Annotated in this window: 17 protein-coding genes; 14 read left to right on the forward strand and 3 right to left on the reverse strand. The window is 50.2% G+C overall.

All coding sequences use genetic code 11. From position 1 onward, the window contains the following. Window positions 1-5: 5 nt before the first annotated feature. Window positions 6-1,241 carry an ABC transporter permease gene (locus tag JOD24_RS03665; RefSeq protein WP_429246363.1) on the reverse strand — a complete coding sequence of 412 codons (1,236 nt, stop codon included), beginning with the start codon at window positions 1,239-1,241 and terminating at the stop codon, window positions 6-8. After that, window positions 1,238-1,972, reverse strand: coding sequence for an ABC transporter ATP-binding protein (locus JOD24_RS03670; RefSeq protein ID WP_429246364.1), 735 nt, complete (start codon window positions 1,970-1,972; stop codon window positions 1,238-1,240). Before JOD24_RS03670 ends, JOD24_RS03665 begins: the two co-directional genes overlap by 4 nt. Before the next feature lie 139 nt (window positions 1,973-2,111). On the opposite strand from JOD24_RS03670, the gene JOD24_RS03675 reads away from it, so the two are divergent. After that, a complete protein-coding gene (locus JOD24_RS03675) occupies window positions 2,112-4,007 on the forward strand; it encodes a terpene cyclase/mutase family protein (RefSeq protein ID WP_380163527.1) in 1,896 nt (631 codons plus the stop codon). Window positions 4,008-4,321: 314 nt separating this feature from the next. On the opposite strand, the gene JOD24_RS03680 is transcribed toward JOD24_RS03675, so the two are convergent. After that, window positions 4,322-4,495, reverse strand: coding sequence for a hypothetical protein (locus JOD24_RS03680; protein ID WP_380163529.1), 174 nt, complete (start codon window positions 4,493-4,495; stop codon window positions 4,322-4,324). 256 nt (window positions 4,496-4,751) lie between these two features. Between JOD24_RS03680 and JOD24_RS03685 the strand changes: the two genes are divergently transcribed. The 13 genes from JOD24_RS03685 (at window position 4,752) to JOD24_RS03745 (ending at window position 15,482) form a co-directional block, all read left to right on the forward strand. Continuing rightward, window positions 4,752-5,381 (forward strand): prepilin peptidase, encoded by a 630-nt coding sequence (locus JOD24_RS03685; RefSeq protein WP_380163531.1) that lies wholly within the window; start codon window positions 4,752-4,754, stop codon window positions 5,379-5,381. 103 nt (window positions 5,382-5,484) lie between these two features. Beyond that, a complete protein-coding gene (locus JOD24_RS03690) occupies window positions 5,485-6,612 on the forward strand; it encodes a hypothetical protein (protein ID WP_429246365.1) in 1,128 nt (375 codons plus the stop codon). Between the two features lie 347 nt (window positions 6,613-6,959). Next, a complete protein-coding gene (locus JOD24_RS03695; RefSeq protein ID WP_380163535.1) occupies window positions 6,960-7,577 on the forward strand; it encodes a Maf family protein in 618 nt (205 codons plus the stop codon). A gap of 81 nt (window positions 7,578-7,658) precedes the next feature. Continuing rightward, window positions 7,659-8,336 (forward strand): RadC family protein, encoded by a 678-nt coding sequence (radC, locus tag JOD24_RS03700; protein WP_380163771.1) that lies wholly within the window; start codon window positions 7,659-7,661, stop codon window positions 8,334-8,336. Window positions 8,337-8,390: 54 nt separating this feature from the next. Next, window positions 8,391-9,491 carry a rod shape-determining protein gene (locus JOD24_RS03705; RefSeq protein ID WP_380163537.1) on the forward strand — a complete coding sequence of 367 codons (1,101 nt, stop codon included), beginning with the start codon at window positions 8,391-8,393 and terminating at the stop codon, window positions 9,489-9,491. 5 nt (window positions 9,492-9,496) lie between these two features. Beyond that, window positions 9,497-10,351, forward strand: coding sequence for a rod shape-determining protein MreC (mreC, locus tag JOD24_RS03710; protein WP_380163539.1), 855 nt, complete (start codon window positions 9,497-9,499; stop codon window positions 10,349-10,351). Window positions 10,352-10,354: 3 nt separating this feature from the next. Continuing rightward, entirely contained in the window at window positions 10,355-10,879 is a 525-nt protein-coding gene (mreD, locus tag JOD24_RS03715) for a rod shape-determining protein MreD (RefSeq protein ID WP_380163541.1), read from the forward strand. A 91-nt stretch (window positions 10,880-10,970) separates the two neighbouring features. Beyond that, a complete protein-coding gene (locus tag JOD24_RS03720; RefSeq protein ID WP_380163773.1) occupies window positions 10,971-11,645 on the forward strand; it encodes a septum site-determining protein MinC in 675 nt (224 codons plus the stop codon). Window positions 11,646-11,668: 23 nt separating this feature from the next. Beyond that, window positions 11,669-12,463, forward strand: coding sequence for a septum site-determining protein MinD (gene minD / locus JOD24_RS03725; protein ID WP_429246366.1), 795 nt, complete (start codon window positions 11,669-11,671; stop codon window positions 12,461-12,463). Between the two features lie 684 nt (window positions 12,464-13,147). Beyond that, complete coding sequence (locus JOD24_RS03730; RefSeq protein WP_429246367.1) at window positions 13,148-13,543, forward strand: YIP1 family protein; 396 nt, start codon at window positions 13,148-13,150, stop codon at window positions 13,541-13,543. A gap of 12 nt (window positions 13,544-13,555) precedes the next feature. Continuing rightward, the gene (locus JOD24_RS03735) at window positions 13,556-14,593 is read left to right on the forward strand and encodes a pre-toxin TG domain-containing protein (RefSeq protein ID WP_429246368.1); all 1,038 of its coding nucleotides are present in this window, start codon (window positions 13,556-13,558) and stop codon (window positions 14,591-14,593) included. After that, window positions 14,571-15,041: an HNH endonuclease gene (locus JOD24_RS03740; protein ID WP_429246369.1), complete on the forward strand. Its 471-nt coding sequence runs from the start codon at window positions 14,571-14,573 to the stop codon at window positions 15,039-15,041. Before JOD24_RS03735 ends, JOD24_RS03740 begins: the two co-directional genes overlap by 23 nt. A gap of 15 nt (window positions 15,042-15,056) precedes the next feature. After that, window positions 15,057-15,482 carry an SMI1/KNR4 family protein gene (locus tag JOD24_RS03745; protein WP_380163545.1) on the forward strand — a complete coding sequence of 142 codons (426 nt, stop codon included), beginning with the start codon at window positions 15,057-15,059 and terminating at the stop codon, window positions 15,480-15,482. Window positions 15,483-16,133 lie beyond the last annotated feature (651 nt).

Below are 16,133 nucleotides of genomic sequence, written 5' to 3' on the forward strand. Positions count from 1 at the left end.
CTCCTCTACAGGAGAGAGCTGCTTTGTTTGTGAAGTCGTTTGGGTAACCAGAGACGGCCCAGAATCCAGGCTGTACCCCATCCGATCCCGAGCAATAGGGGGAGGAGAGGCAAAGGTTGGCTCCACAACCACCATTGTAAGATCACCACTGCTGTGGCTTGTACCGCCAACAAAGCAAAGGCGAGCCGGGACCAGTCGGTTCGTTTCTGACTGTCCGGGCGAGGGTAGAGACGAAACCAGGGTTGAAAGCGGTGGATTCGACGAATCCAGGGAAGTTGAATGCCAGTGAGGAGCATGCCCAGGGGTAGCACCAGTACCGACAGCCACCATTCTTCCCGCAGGAAGGCGACCAGCAGAGCCGTCACTCCCGTTAACCGCACATAAACACCGAAGGGTTCCCCATAACGGAAGAAAGTTCGCAAGTACAGATACAGATAGGTATTCTCCGGCTGGGGGCGAGGGAGGCGGCGGAGCAAAGGATTGAACAGGGGACGTGGCTTGATTTCGTTGCTGATCTGAGGAACATCGACGAAATGGCCGGCCAGCCGGTACCAGGCGGAGACAGCCTGTTCTTCCCGCAGGAGCAATCGATCCCAAGGGATAATCCGGTTGTGGGAATACATCTGCCGATAATGTAGAGTGAGCGCGGCGAACCAGAGGATGGCGACCAGGAGGGGCCAGCCAAATAATCCTCCAGAGAAAAGCCAGAGTGTGATCAGCCCATTGCTACCCACGCGCAAGAGGAGGTGAAGTATGGGACGTTCCTCTGCCCGAAGCTCCAGCCAATGGGCCCACAGATTCCAGATTTTAAGGGGGAGGAGGAGGGCCAAGGCTGCCAAAAAGTCTCCCACATCTCCGATCCGGGTGTAGAACAGCGGAAACAGAAAGATCATCCAGAACACGACTTTCAATGACTGCATAAGTCCGCTATACCACAGGCTCTTCCGAAAATACTCCCGGAGTCCTTCCTCTGCTGGCAACAGGAAAACAGGGTCCGCCGCTTTCACAAAGGTGCGGATTCCGGTACGGGAGAGAATCCAAGTCAGCAGGATCGCCAACAGCAGGTGGATCGGAAATTCTGGAGGGAGTCCCGTCAGGAGGGCCCGGTAGCCAAAATAGATGAGAAGCAAGACCGCGATGGGCAGGAAATGAAGGCCCTTGGCGATCAGAGCGGTATAACGGGCCCCTTTGATCCAGGCTTGCTTGCTCCGCTGCTGAAAAAGGGATGCGACGGGATTCATGGTTGGCTCCCCCCTGCAGCATGGATGAAAAGTTCGTCCAGAGAGGCTTGGGGCATCCCAGCCTCTTTTCTCATCTTTTCCATGGTTCCCGCTAGAGCGATGCGTCCTTCCCGCAACAGGACAAACCGATCACAGTTTTGTTCTGCTGTCGCCAGTACATGAGTGGACAGCAGGATACCGGTTCCTCCTTTTTTCAATTCCGTCATCCATTCCAGCAGGTTGTGGATGGCCATCGGATCGAGACCGATGAAAGGCTCATCTACGATCAGCAAAGAGGGCTCTACCAGAAAAGCCGCCATCACCATCACCTTTTGCCGCATTCCCTTGGAAAAAGTACCGGGGTACCAGTCCAGTTTATTTTTCATCTGAAAAATATCCAATAGCCGCGATGTTCGTTCCTCGTATTCCTTCGGGGAAATCTCATAGGCCATTGCTGTCAGTTCTAGATGCTCACGCAGGGTCAGCTCAGGGTATAGATATGGAGTTTCCGGGATGTAGGCAAGCTTCTTTTTAAAGGCGGCAGGATCTTCATCCATCCGGTGACCGTTAAAGCGAATCTCTCCTGCTTTGGGACGGAGAAATCCGATGATTTGTTTGATGGTGGTGCTTTTCCCCGCTCCGTTTAAACCGATCAACCCCACCATCTCACCTGGGGAAACGGAAAAGGAAAGATCGTGAATGACCGGTTGACGGGCGGAGTACCCACCTGTCAGTTTTGTTATTTCCAGCAAAGACGGACCACACCTTCCCGATTCATCTCTTTTGCATCTTATCTCAGAGAGTACCCTGGTGTCCAGGTTTTTCAAGGTGGAGAATACCCTGTTGGAGTCCTCCATATGGTTGTAAAGAGAGGTAAAGGGGGGGAGAGAGTTGCAGCGTTCACCGGAACATCTGGAAGCGGTAGCCAAGGGGATGAATCAGCTGGTCGAAGAGTTGGTCCAACAGCAACAGTCAGACGGACGGTGGATCTTCTGTTTTGAGAGCGGAGCCATGACAGATGCATATATGCTCTTGCTATACGAAATATTTGGAACGGGAAGACCCGAATACCGAGAGGGGATGGCTCAGCGACTCCTGTCTCTTTCAGATCATGGAATCTGGAGAGCTTATCCCGATGAAAAAGAGGGGAGTGCCTCTGCCACCATGGAAGCGTCTGTTGCGCTGGTGGCCGCTGGATTTAAGGAGGCTTCCGATCCCCTCATCCAAAACAGCCAGGCTTTTGTCCGGGAACAGGGGGGAATCGACGGGGTGGGATCTCTGACCAAAGTGGCCATGATTTTGACCGGTCTGCACAAATGGCCAGAGAACGCCCAGATTCCGATTAAAATTCTTCTTCTCCCCCGCTGGTTTCCCATCAATTTTTTCGATTTTGTCGGGTTTACCCGGGCCCATATCGCTCCGATTTTACTGGCGTCTCATCGGAAATTCTCTGTTCGGTTGCCTAGAGGTCCCCAGGACTTGACACAGTGGATCGGCGCAGGGGGGACCCGTGAACATGGGGAGACCTCCGCATTGGAGCAGAAGATTGAGGAATTATTGCCCCACCTTAACCTGAGCGTCAGCGGGGGCAGACGGGATCGATTGGTCGAAGAACGCGGCCTCCGCTTCATTCTGGATCGCATCGAACGCGACGGTACTTTGTACAGTTATTTCAGCACGACCTTTTTAATGTTCTTTGCTTTGATGGCGATGGGTTACCGACGGAACCACCCGATCCTCCAGCGGGCCCTCAACGGTTTGGAACGTTTTTATTTACCGGTGAAGGGAGGGCTCCACCTTCAGGAGACCTCTTCCACTGTCTGGGACACAGCACTGATCAGCTATGCCCTCCAGGAAGCGGGGATGACTGCCGAGGACCCGGTGATCCAAAAGGCGGGAAGTTATCTTCTCAGCCGTCAGCAGACTCGTCCCGGGGATTGGGCCTTGCGAAATCACGGGGTGGCTCCCGGGGGCTGGGGGTTCTCCGATATCAATACGATCAATCCCGATGTGGATGACACCTCTTACAACCTACGGGCTCTTGGTCCCTGGGCCCGAAAGAACGCTCAGGTATATCCGACTTGGGCTCGAGGTGCCCGCTGGGAGTTGTCCATGCAAAACCGGGACGGAGGGTGGTCCGCCTTTGAAAAAAACACGGACAAAAAGTGGCCGAAAATATTGTTGCCCAAGTCCGATGCTCAGACGGTTTGGACGGACCCCTCCACAGCAGATCTGACCGGCCGCACACTGGAGTGGATCGGCAACCACCTCGGCTGGAAACGGGGGCATCCTGTTGTTGATCGTGCCGCCTCCTTTCTGATGAAAGAGCAGGAGCCCAATGGGTCCTGGTTCGGCCGTTGGGGGATCACTTATATTTATGGAACGTGGGCCGCCTTGACGGGCCTTTCTTCCGTAGGGTTTCGCCAGGGGCATCCCACCATCGACAAGGGGATCCAGTGGTTGTTATCTGTGCAGCAGGAGGATGGGGGCTGGGGAGAGTCCTGTGCCAGCGATGTGGAACAGAAATATATTCCTCTGCAGATGAGTACACCTGTCCAAACTGCGTGGGCTGTGGACGCTTTGATCCAGCTTCACGAGGCTCCGACTCCGGCGCTTGAAGCCGGAATTCGCCGCCTCCTGCAGTTGTGTGAGCATCCCGGTGAGGAAGCAGAGTATCCCACCGGTGGCGGGCTTTCAGGGCAGTTTTACATCCATTATCACAGTTATCGCTATGTCTGGCCGCTAACCGCTCTGTCTCATTATCGAAGGAAATACGGAGGGAAATAGAAAAAGTTTGGGGAAAATCCCAGGCTGATGAATGTATTTATGACACCCCTTACCCATTCATCAACCTTCTACAACATCCTGCCACGTTCGCTCCCGAATCTCCTTGGGGAGGAAATCCATGTCTGGATAGCTGAAATCGTGGGATGCAAAGACTTCCTCGGGAGCGGTGATCCATCCTTACATTGAGCCCTCTCGATCGGGTCAGCCAACCCAATTCGATGGTCGGGATGCGCACAATTTTTCCACATTCGTATAATCTCGTCTCCGCGCCGATGTTAACCTCAGTACATTTTGCTGCTAAGTAGAGACGACGATTAAATTCTATGATCTTTGTCACCCCAAAGCGATTGGATCGCCATTACTTTTACATCTGAAGCTATAAGACTAGATAAGTCCCATGAAAAATTCCCGTCTTTAAGTTGTTGGGCACATTCCAAAAATGATTCTTCCTTTTCAACCGTGATCTCTTTTAGGGTCTCCAGTTTCATTTGAAACCATCTCTTATTTATTCATTTCCTTCGTCAATTCATGGTTCCATATCGCCTCCAGCCTTTCTAGCTTTGCACTCTTCTGCTTTTCTCGCAATCCATCCTCTATGTATTTACCGGATCCCATTAGCAGAGAAAATCCAGGGAAAGGCCAAGCTGAATTTTCAAAAAGGGGCTTCCATTCTGTCGTAATTTGTAATATAATAAAATCGATGGAATCCAATTTCTTACATGCGCCGGAGGTCGAGGGGAACCGATGGAATGGCTGATGGGGTTCGTAGGTGGTCTCGTGGGATGGTGGATTCCGGAGGTGTCTGGTCGTTTTTTTCTATCGGAAGCCAGGGGGAAGAGGGGCATTCGGCCTGGGATGGCGATAGTGAGTGCAGGGGGCTTCTATTTATTGGGGGCCTCTTCTTTACCCCTGGAGGAGCAGTTCATAGGTGGGTTGTTACTCCTCTTTTTAATGGCGGCGGCTGCTTTGGATCTGTCTTGGGGTTTAATTCCCAATCGTCTGAATGGAATGGCGGCCCTTGGATTTTTGTTGGTTCATCTTTGGTCTGGTCCGGAGATTCTCCCGTTGCTAGGGGCAGGCTTGCTCGGAGGTGGCATACTGGGGATCATCTCACTTCTTTCTCGAGGAGGGATCGGAGGAGGAGATGTGAAGATGGCGGCGGCTGCCGGCCTGGCTTTGGGCGGGTTTAAGGTGGCGACGGGGTTGGGATTTGCGGTTTTATCTGGTGGGCTTTGGGCTTTTTTTCTCCTGCTGACCGGAAAGGTGGATCGTAAAACCCCTCTTCCTTTTGCTCCTCATCTGGCGATCGGTTTTTACGTATCCTGGCTGTGGGGAGAAGAGCTAGTCCATAGCTACTTGTCTCTGTATAGCTAAGGATCGGCGCTTCTCCTTCTGTAGCAGTCTTTCGACGGTTCTATCTCAATCTATCATTTCATAGGCATGGTAGTACCAGTTGGAAGAAGGAGACGATGAACCGATGATGAAACCCCGGATCAATGTACGTGCCAAGGATGCTACGATCACTGAGCCGCTAAATCAAAAGAGGGAGACCGATCGGGAGAATCGGCAGACCGGGGGACGAGATTTTCGACGTAGGGGTGAAGGAGGAGCACTGTTACCCGAGGGGAGGCCCCCAGGGTGGAAACGCCCCTTGGAGTGGGCACTCCGGGAAGTGGAGGAAGGAGATCCGATCGGTTGGGGGAGCCCTTATTCCGGACGCAGGCCGAGAAAAGGGGGGGAGGACAAGCGGCTCCGATCGATTCTAGTAGCTGTGTCAAGCGCGGTGCTGTTGGGAATTTTGATGGGAGGACTGATCCTCAACCTCTTCTTTTCCGAGGAGCCGGATCTGTCCACCCGGAGTATCGATTCCCATATGAGACGGGGGCCTGTGGACGCAGAAGAGTCCAGAGCCCAAGAGTCTAAAGCCCAGGTGGAAGAGAAAAAGCAAGCGTCCAAGAAGAAATCCTCCGCAAAATCCTTGCAGTTGCCCGTACTCCAAGCCGTATTGGTCCAAGGTGGCAATTTCAAAGAAAAGGCAGGAGCTTTGGAGACCGTCCGGAAATACCGATCCGAAGGATGGGCTGCGGTTACGACGGAAGATCCGCCGTACCGGATCTATCACGGAGTGGGACTGGACCGAGAAGCTTCTCGTAAGCTGACAGAGGTACTGGAGAAAAAGGATTCGAAAACCTATGTAAAATCGGTTCAGCTCGGGAAGGGAGCCATCCCCCGCTCCTCCATCCCGGACTCTCACGGGAAGAACCTCGTCACTTGGTTGAACCATGGGCATCAAGTGTTCCAATTGTTGGGAAAAAAGACTGCAGAGGGGCTGGTCTCGGAAAAAAAGGAAGTTTCTCTGGAACCGGTCTGGAGTGAGGTTCTCCAACATTACAATCGTTTGGTGCAGACAGCTCCCCAACTAGAAAAGGGGATCCCGGCAAAAGCCAAGCCACAGCTGGTTCAGATGGTACGGGGGATGGATCAGGTAGTACAAAGTGGGCAAACCAATCCGAAGCAACTGGAAAGCGCCATGTTGTGGCAAATGCAGGAAGGTCTGATCCGCTATGCCTTGGCTTATGAAAAATTTGTGGAGGCTTTACGTTAACAGGGGATTCTTTCTTGTTCCCCTCCGTTGATTTTGCTAAACTGAACATGGATATAAGCTTTGCAGCGATCCTGTCTGTCCGGATTCGGGACGGCCGGCCGGGAATCCCGTCGGTGACCTTGCAGGGTCGATTTTCTTCGTTTGCAACTCTATTGCATATATTATCGACACGTTCAATCTAGTTGGAACAGGTTCGCCACGGACTGACTTCCTTCAAATCAGAGCCTGTTTACAATGTGAGAGGGATGATTGGTAAGCCTTCCTCACCTCGCAGCGATCGTTGTTCGAATATAATATATGGAAAACCATCCATTGAAACATGGCAGTCATGAAGGAGGTCGGGGCCCATGCAACCGGAACTCGTACTCGCCTCCGGCTCCCCGCGGCGAAAAAATCTTCTCGAAATGATGGGTCTCTCCTTTTCGGTTCACCCCAGTTTTGTGACGGAGGAAGTTCCAGGAGATCCGGCGCCGGGGGAACTGGTGGAGATCCTTGCCGCCAAAAAGGCACTGGCAGTGGCTCATACAAAAAAACAGGCCTTGGTGATCGGGTCAGATACAGTCGTGGCCCTAGGTGATGAGATTCTGGGTAAGCCGAAGGATGAGGAAGACGCTTGTCGTGCCCTCCAACGCCTTCAAGGGCAATCCCACCAGGTCTATACCGGGATTGCTCTGGTGAGGGTTGACGACGGCAAGGTATCCCAACGCTTGATCAAACACCGGGTGACGGAAGTGATGATTCGAAACATGAGCATGGATGAGATCCAATGGTATGTTGCCACCGGGGAGCCGGTGGACAAAGCGGGAGCATACGGGATTCAGGGCATCGGTTCGCTTTGGGTGGATTGGATCGACGGCTGTTATTCCAATGTGGTGGGGATGTCACTTCCCCTGCTTTATGACATGATGAATGAGATGGGTTACCCTGTTCTCCAGGAATCATTTGCTCCGGAAAATAAGGCGTAACAACTGAGATTAGGCAACAGGTCCTCCTTATTAACCGGTCCATGGGAGGTTTTTTAGAAGTTGTGTGCGCCGGAACAATTGATGATTCGTGATGTCCCAGTAGAAGACCGGCCCAGGGAACGTTTGTCCCGGGAAGGGCCTGCCTCACTCTCCAATGTGGAGCTGGTTGCTATTCTGCTCCGCACGGGTTTCTCTTCAGAGTCCGTGATTCAACTGGCCAATCGGGTTCTCTCCCAGTCAGAAGGATTGAAGGGACTGGCCGATTCCACCTTGAACGAGTTGGTCCAGATTAAAGGGATCGGCCCAGCCAAAGCGATTCAGGTCCTGGCAGGAATCGAGCTGGGGCGCCGGGTCTACCGAGCATTGCCTGCGGAGCGGACCCAGATTCGATCTCCCGGTGATGCCGCTGATTATGTGATGGATGAGATGCGGCATCTGTCCCAGGAACATTTTCTTTGTCTGTTTCTGAACACCAAAAACCGGGTCATCGATAAAAAATGCATATTTGTGGGCAGTCTCAATTCGTCGGTGGTTCATCCACGGGAGGTGTTTCGTGAGGCGATCCGCAGGAGCTCGGCGGGGGTGATCTGCGTACATAATCATCCCAGTGGGGATCCCACACCGAGCCGGGAGGACATCCATGTGACGGAACGCCTCGTCGAGGTGGGACAGATTGTCGGAATTGAGCTGTTGGACCATATCATTATCGGGGATCATCGATATTACAGCATGAAAGAAAAGGGGATTATTCCTGCCTGATTCTCCGTGTCCAAAAAAAATAAGAATACTAAAAGCGAAGGACTGAGATGGTTCATGGGATTCTGGTTTGGGAGCAAAGGAAAAGACGGAGGAAATGAGACGTTGTTCCAGAAATTCGGAGGATTCACGAGAGACATGGGGGTCGATCTGGGAACCGCTAACACCTTGGTCTATCTGAAAGGCCAGGGGATTGTGGTGAGAGAGCCATCTGTGGTGGCATTGGAAACAGCATCCCAGGAAATTAAGGCCGTAGGGGATGAGGCCAAACGGATGATCGGCAGAACTCCGAGCAACATTGTGGCGATTCGTCCGATGAAAGATGGAGTGATCGCCGATTACAATACCACAGCCACCATGTTGGAATATTTTATTAAACAGGCACAAAATCGACGGGTTTATATTCCCCGGCGTCCCAATGTGATGGTTTGTGTCCCTACGGGAGTCACTCCGGTGGAGAAACGTGCTGTGGAAGAGGCGACTCGCGCGGCGGGGGCCAAGGAGGCTCATACCATCGAGGAGCCCTTTGCTGCCGCCATCGGTGCCGGCTTGCCCGTCTGGGAACCGACGGGGAGTATGGTGGTGGATATCGGAGGCGGGACGACGGAGGTGGCCGTAATCTCCTTGGGTGGAATCGTCACTTCCAAATCCCTGCGTGTGGCAGGAGATGGGATGGATGAGGCGATCATCCAATATATCAAACGTATGTATAACTTGATGATCGGGGAACGGAGCGCCGAAACACTGAAACTGGAGATCGGATCGGCGCTGGTGACAGATCCGGAAGACACCCGGGAAATTCGTGGTCGGGATCTGATCTCTGGCTTGCCCAAGACCATCGAAGTCACTTCTACAGAAGTGGCGGAAGCGTTGGATGATACCGTAAGTGCCATCATTGACTCGGTCAAACTGACTCTGGAACAGACCCCGCCAGAACTGGCAGCGGATGTCATGGAGCAGGGGATCGTGTTGACCGGTGGTGGGGCTTTGTTGCGAAAACTGGATCAAAGACTGGCAGAGGAGACGAGAATGCCGGTGATGATCGCGGAAAATGCTTTGGATTGTGTGGCGATCGGGACGGGGCAATCCCTTGAAAATATCCATCTGTTCACATCCGGCATCGGGATCTCTTCTCCCCGTGACCGTCGCCGGTCCTAAGGGTGATGAATTTGTTTTTACGCCTGTTTGCCAACCGTCGTCTGTTTGTCTTGTTGCTAGCGGTGATCTTGTTGACGGTCTCTGTCGGAATCACCCGGGGAGAACGGGAAAAAGTGACCTGGGTGGAAGCTGGGGTGAAGAATACAGTCGCCTGGCTGAGCAGTTGGATCCCTGCCCCCTCCCGTCTACTGGCGGAGGGGGAAGATGAGAAAGGCGAGGGAGTCCTTCAACTCAAAGCGGAAGTGAGCCAGTTGAAGCAGGAAAACCGTCAACTGAAAGAGGCCGCCGATTATATTAATAAAAACAAAGAAAGTTATATCACGGCTCAAACTGTGGCCCGTAGTCCAGACCGCTGGAATGATCGGCTGGTCATCGACAGAGGAAAAAAGGATGGTATCCAGAAGAATATGCCCGTCGTCACCCATGAGGGTTTGATCGGACGCGTATCGGCGGTGACCGATCAGATGGCGGATATTCAACTTCTGACGGACTCGGGCAGTTCGCCGGGGATCGCCGCCCACGTTCAGACCGGGAAAGAAATATTTGGTCTGATCGAAGGGTATGACGAAAAAAGTAAGCGCCTGTTGATGAAGAAGATTCCTTCCGGGGTGAAATTGAAAAAAGGGCAATTGGTAGTCACCTCGGGCATGTCGGAGATTTTCCCGGGCAATCTTTTGATCGGAACCGTGGATCAGGTGACCACGGGGGATTTTGGAGTGGATCAGATGGTTTATGTGAAACCCGCCGCTAGGTTTGAAGGGCTTCAATATGTGATGGTGGTTCGCGATCCAGCCAAGATTCAACTGAACAAGCACCGGCATCAATTGGAGAATCCAGATGGAGGAAAGGGAGGGGATTAAGCCATGGCGGCCTGGATACTAACCGGTTTCCTCTCCTTTCTTTTTTTATTGGAGGGAACGGTGTTACAGGATGTGACTCCCCAGGCTTGGGGGAGTCCTTTTATCTGGATTCCGCAACCGGTAACCAGCGGAATTATTATTTTATCTCTGATACAAGGCAGAAAAGCGGGACTGATTTATGGATTCTGTTTCGGTTTAATCCACGATCTGGTGTTTGGACAAGTGATCGGGGTCTACGCCTTCAGTACGGCTGCGATCGGTTATGTGGCGGGACAGATCTCCCGTCAAATGGTGTCGGGTCCCATTGTTGCTTTGTTTGCGACGGGGATATGTCAGGCGGTCCATTTGTTGATGGTATTTGGTTGGTACCGTCTCTTTAACGTGACGCAGATGCCTTGGAGTGAGTCAATGATCTACCATATCCTCCCCTCGGTTTTGATCAACACTGTAGTCGCTTATCCAGTTTATCGGGGGATTCGGTGGATTGTCCGTCGCTTTCATCCTCGATCGGTACAGTTGTTTGAATAAATGAAGTTTGCCTATGTATCCGGTCCCATCCAAGGGGGAGGATTTTTAGGGTGTGTGCCGAAAACATAGAGAGAACGGGGTGAACTGGATCATGGGTAAAGTGATGAAACCGGGTGTGAATATCAAGGGAACCAAGGGGGGGCTTCTCTTTCTGCTGGATGAATCACGTCCCTTTTCCGCCGTTTTGAACGAACTGAAATTCAAGCTGGAAAATGGATCCAATCTGTGGGAGGGCCCCGACACCCGTGTCCTGATCAAGTTGGGAAAAAGACAGATCACACGGGAGGAAGAAAAGGAAATGAGGAGCTTGTTCTCCTCCCACAAAAACCTGATTATCCATTCCATCGAAACATCCAATGGGCGACCCTATCTGGTAGATGATCGGGGAATTCAAATATTGACAGGGACCGTCCGCTCCGGTCAGGTCCTGGAACATCGGGGGGACCTGCTTCTCTTGGGAGATGTGAACCCCGGAGGGACCGTGCGTTCCACAGGGAGCATCTATGTGTTGGGGGCTCTGCGAGGCTTGGCTCACGCAGGGGGCGAAGGGGATGAAGAGGCGATCATCGCCGCCTCCAGTCTGTACCCGACTCAACTCCGGATTGCCGGTGTCGTATCCCGTCCCCCAGATGAGTGGGGGGATTCAGCCGTGACAGGGATGAATTTTGCCTACCTAGTCAATGGGCAGATCGCCGTGGATAAAATGCACCATTTGACTCGGATCCGTCCGGAAATCGAGTGGAAAGAGAATCAGTTCAAATCCTAGAATGGCCGGGAGGAGGGTAAAGAGTGGGGGAAGCCATCGTCGTCACTTCCGGGAAAGGCGGTGTAGGCAAATCGACCACATCCGCCAATATCGGAACAGCCCTGGCCTTGTCGAGCAAAAAGGTGTGCTTGCTGGACACGGATATCGGGTTGCGAAATCTGGATGTGTTGCTGGGGCTGGAAAACCGCATCATCTACGATCTGGTGGATGTGACACAACAAAAGTGCAACATCGAACAAGCATGGATCAAACATAAACGTTGCGACACTCTTTATCTGTTGCCTGCGGCCCAGACGAAGGACAAGTCCGCAGTGGATGCCAAACAACTTCGCTGGCTGATCGCTGAGTTGAAGGAACGCTTTGACTATGTGATCATCGATTGTCCGGCGGGGATCGAGATGGGTTTTAAGAACGCCGTCACCGGAGCGGACCGGGCGATTGTGGTCACCACTCCGGAAAATACGGCGATCCGGGATGTGGATCGGGTGATCGGAATTTTGGAAAAGGAGCAGGTTCCACAACCCAAACTGGTGGTCAATCGGTTTCGCCCCCAGATGGTGAAAGAGGGTGGGATGATGGATGTGGAGGAAGTTCTCTCCGTCTTGTCCATCGATCTGCTGGGGGTGGTTCCCGATGACGAGGAAGTGATCCGGGCCGGCCATCAGGGAGAGCCCATCGTCTTACATCACCGAAATCTCGCAGCCAAAGCTTATCGCAACATCGCCCGTCGGATCCAGGGTGAAATAGTCCCCCTCCTCCCCCTCGACCCAGACCGAAAACTCTTCCACCGCATGAAGCGCTGGCTGGGCTTCGCATAGACAAAAGCACCTGGAGACGGGTGCTTTTTTGGTTGGTGGGTGTGAAATCTGATCGGATAGAATAACGAGAATAAGAAGTTTCAGGATCTTAAGGATTGCAAAATTAAACCCTTTTTCCTATTCCTATATCTTTTTCTTTGTGTTTATAATAATTTCCAGTATGTTTGAAATATACTTTTGAAAGGAGTTATATATGATGAGAAATCCTTTGCTCACTATTTGGAGGTATCCTCGGGAGACACTTCAAGAAATTTTGGACTCACGCTGGTCTTCATTTGTGTGGTTGATCCCTATAGTTTATCTGATAGGAATTTACGACATGTTTAGTTTGTCACTACGTAATAACACAGGGGATACAGTCACTCTTCCAAGTATCATCATCCTTTCGTTTATTTTTGCAGTTATTATTGGTCCACAGGCGTGTCGATTAGCCATATTTTGGATGGGGAGATCGTGTTCTACCACGCTTCGGTTGCCATCCGGCAAGGAAGTGAAAACTGGCCGCTCCAAATCTGACCATCGGGCAGGGGCAAAGCCTTACGGAAGCAACACAGGGAAGAATGTTGCCCCTAAACGCCCTCTCTCCAGATTCTCCGCTGGGTAGGATGGCAAAGGTCGCTTTGGCAGCACACGACTCCCTTCCGCCGCCCATTTTCTGGCTAATCAACAGCCCTGATTGGGCCATTGTCTTGGGCATTCGATTCTCTCTTGTTTTGGGGTCTGGGACGGCTGTTTGGGGGGATGGGTGATTGGCGTGAATCATCGGTAACCGCTGCTTGGTCTAAAGTTCCGTTACTCTTGACCCTTTTTACATTCTGGTTTCCCATGATTTTGGTATATGGGAGAAGCCTGTTTCAAACTGAAATGCCTCAAAGCACTCTCCAAGCTATTTTTAGTTTGACTTTTTATCCTTTGTGGATTGCAGTATTTATTTACTACGTAGTGATTACTTCAAAAATGCTGGCAGAGGCACATGGATTTGAATCAAGCTGGAAAGGGTTTGCCGTCTATCTTGTATCCAAGCTTGTATTTGTATTCCCACTGCTGATTTTGTTTACAATCCTTGGGGCAATCTCCTGAGGAGGGATTGCCTTGAGGAAACAGATACATAGTTGGATCCAAAAGTTAAGTGGAACCATCAGGTCCCGAAAAGGTGCTTCCACGCTGGAATACGTCGTTATTTTGGTTGCAGGTGCAATTCTCGCAAGTGTTTTGTATACTGCATTGGCGGATCAGGAAGGATTAATCAAGAAAAAAATAGAGCAAGCGATCCGGGGCGAGTTGACCCTCTCTCAAAATCATGTCGAGTCATCTCCACAACCACCTCAACAACTTGAAAAACGTCCTGAAAAACAACCTCAACAGCCTAACAAAGCGGATACCACTTCCACCGGTTCCAAAGGTAAAAAGGGTAAAGATTGGTTGGATTTATTAGGAGAGGTGTTTGGCATTGATAAGGATGCGACTCCTTGGGAAAATGCCATGGAGATCTCCTACGATGTTGGTCCGGCCACCTTTTTCTTCAATCTAATTGATAACACAGGTACAATATTCTCGAAACAATGGGATAAAGACGAGAAAGCGTTCAGTATTTTTGGTCATGACATAACAAAGCGAGAAGTAGCAGATTTTATTTTCGATTTTAACCCGCTCAAGTCCGTAAAGGAAATTTTCACAGGTAAAAACAGAGTAACCGAAGAAAAGTTGAGTTGGTTTGATCGTGGATTAAATATCTTCGGTTTAATACCGGAAGGCGGAAATATTGTAAAGGGCGGTTTAAATATTGCTAAAAAGCCGCTCAAGGGACTCATCGGCGAGCTCGGAGATCAATTTACCAAACACGCTTCTAAATCCGCCAAGAAATTCATTGATCCAGCCAGAAAAAAGGCAGCAGATGTTTACTGTGGTTGGTTCGGTTATGAACCCATATCATCACCTTATGCTACTATTATTTACCTGAACAAAGGGTCAGCTACAGATAAATGTAAAGACACTGTAGTAAATACCCTTGGTGGAGAGGTTAAAGACCCACCCAAGAAATCTGGAAAAAAACTATCTCGTGCTGAATTGCAGGAGAGAGTGGAAAAATATAAATTGGATGTAAGTATTGAAGTTGGATGTAAGTATTGAAGATGGAATTGACTCCAAAGGAAGAACAGTAAAGTATATAACTTATGCGGATGGAAAGAAGAGAAAAATCACCAAAAGTGAATTGGCGGGTAAGCGACACCCTGATACAGGAGTTCTTTATAATAAAGATGGGTTCCCTGTTTTTGATGAGTGGAGCAAATTCGAGTTTCATCTGGATCAGAAGATGTACTTAGATAATGATTACAATCAGTTTAAAACGGCTACAGAAGCGTTAGATGCCCATTTGAAAAAACATCCCGAAGAAGGAAAAAATTTTACTAAGAAACAATTGGAGGATATTAGAAATCACCGTGACCAGATTGAAGGTTTAACTTGGCATCATCATCAAGAACCTGGTAAAATGCAATTAGTACCAAGTGATATACATGGTCCAACAAAACACACTGGTGGCAGGGCTATCTGGGGTGGTGGAGGCAAGTACCGTTAGGAGGTTACTTATGTCATGTCTGTAAAGTGGGAAAACGCTAAAAAGAGGCTCACAGAAGAAGAAATTATACAAGTTCAAAATAAAATTGGGTATGTATTTCCGTCGGATTTTTCTAGCCATGTATTGCAATATAACGGGGCACGTCCAACAAAATACTTCCTTGATTTCGGGAACTATAAGAAAAGAGTGTTTGGTACACTCCTAAATCTAGATTTGAACGAAAAATGGAACTTAGTCAAAGCCTATCATACGATATATGATGATGATGACGGGATACCACAAGGTTTTGTTCCTTTTGCTGATGACCCAGCAGGAAATTTATTCTGTTTTGATTTCACTCAAAATGAGCAGAACCCCTCCATCATCTTTTTCGACCATGAAGAGCCGGAATGGGAGTATGTATGTAACAACTTCACTGAACTTCAGGCCAAATTTTATTAAGCATTAAGAATTGGTTCTGAAAGAAATATACCGACCTTAGGAGCCGAGTGTTCTAGGGTCGGTTTTATTTTAAAATGGGGTGCTATAAAGCCCGATCGCTACCATCGAACTTTTACGTTTTTTCCTTTCGTGACCGGGCTAGAAGCGTTCTGAAAAAGTCATTCATTTTTAGCGGAATTTGCTTGTTAATGTTATCAAAGGAGATTTCAAAAAGGGACGGAGGAGATGCAGATGCTCGGAAAACAAATTCGGCAACAGTCTATGTTTCAATATATCTATTTTGGAAGACTTAATTCCCGATCAATTTGAAAATGCGATTGAAAATCTGATTTAATGTTTTTTGGGCGTGACAGGTCAATTCAAATGCTGAAGGAAAGATGATACCCCCCGGTACCTTAAAGCAAGCCAAGCCAGGAAGCGTGGTGAAAACATACGAGGGAGGGTTGGGTTTTACATGAAGTGACTTTGGTGGCAAGAACAATGGTTATCGTGAAAAGAAACGGACGGGAAGCACCTTGAAGAGGGCTACGATGTCCTGAAATACAGTGAAATCCTCAGCAGTCTAGGGGAGTCACAGCGTCCAAACCGATTTTGGGTAAGGTATAATATAGATGATCAAGGGTGGGAAGGTGCAGGCGTGTTGATTAGCCA

It is taken from the genome of Kroppenstedtia sanguinis (genome assembly GCF_050433445.1).
Taxonomy (GTDB): Bacteria; Bacillota; Bacilli; order Thermoactinomycetales; family DSM-45169; genus Kroppenstedtia; species Kroppenstedtia sanguinis.

Excerpts from the sequence above, each read along its gene's own strand:
- JOD24_RS03665 (WP_429246363.1), bottom strand. The coding sequence starts at position 1,241 with ATGAATCCCGTCGCATCCCTTTTTCAGCAGCGGAGCAAGCAAGCCTGG.
- JOD24_RS03680 (WP_380163529.1), bottom strand. The coding sequence starts at position 4,495 with ATGAAACTGGAGACCCTAAAAGAGATCACGGTTGAAAAGGAAGAATCA.
- JOD24_RS03685 (WP_380163531.1), top strand. The coding sequence starts at position 4,752 with ATGGAATGGCTGATGGGGTTCGTAGGTGGTCTCGTGGGATGGTGGATT.
- JOD24_RS03690 (WP_429246365.1), top strand. The coding sequence starts at position 5,485 with ATGATGAAACCCCGGATCAATGTACGTGCCAAGGATGCTACGATCACT.
- JOD24_RS03695 (WP_380163535.1), top strand. The coding sequence starts at position 6,960 with ATGCAACCGGAACTCGTACTCGCCTCCGGCTCCCCGCGGCGAAAAAAT.
- radC (WP_380163771.1), top strand. The coding sequence starts at position 7,659 with ATGATTCGTGATGTCCCAGTAGAAGACCGGCCCAGGGAACGTTTGTCC.
- JOD24_RS03705 (WP_380163537.1), top strand. The coding sequence starts at position 8,391 with ATGGGATTCTGGTTTGGGAGCAAAGGAAAAGACGGAGGAAATGAGACG.
- mreC (WP_380163539.1), top strand. The coding sequence starts at position 9,497 with ATGAATTTGTTTTTACGCCTGTTTGCCAACCGTCGTCTGTTTGTCTTG.
- mreD (WP_380163541.1), top strand. The coding sequence starts at position 10,355 with ATGGCGGCCTGGATACTAACCGGTTTCCTCTCCTTTCTTTTTTTATTG.
- JOD24_RS03720 (WP_380163773.1), top strand. The coding sequence starts at position 10,971 with ATGGGTAAAGTGATGAAACCGGGTGTGAATATCAAGGGAACCAAGGGG.
- JOD24_RS03745 (WP_380163545.1), top strand. The coding sequence starts at position 15,057 with ATGTCTGTAAAGTGGGAAAACGCTAAAAAGAGGCTCACAGAAGAAGAA.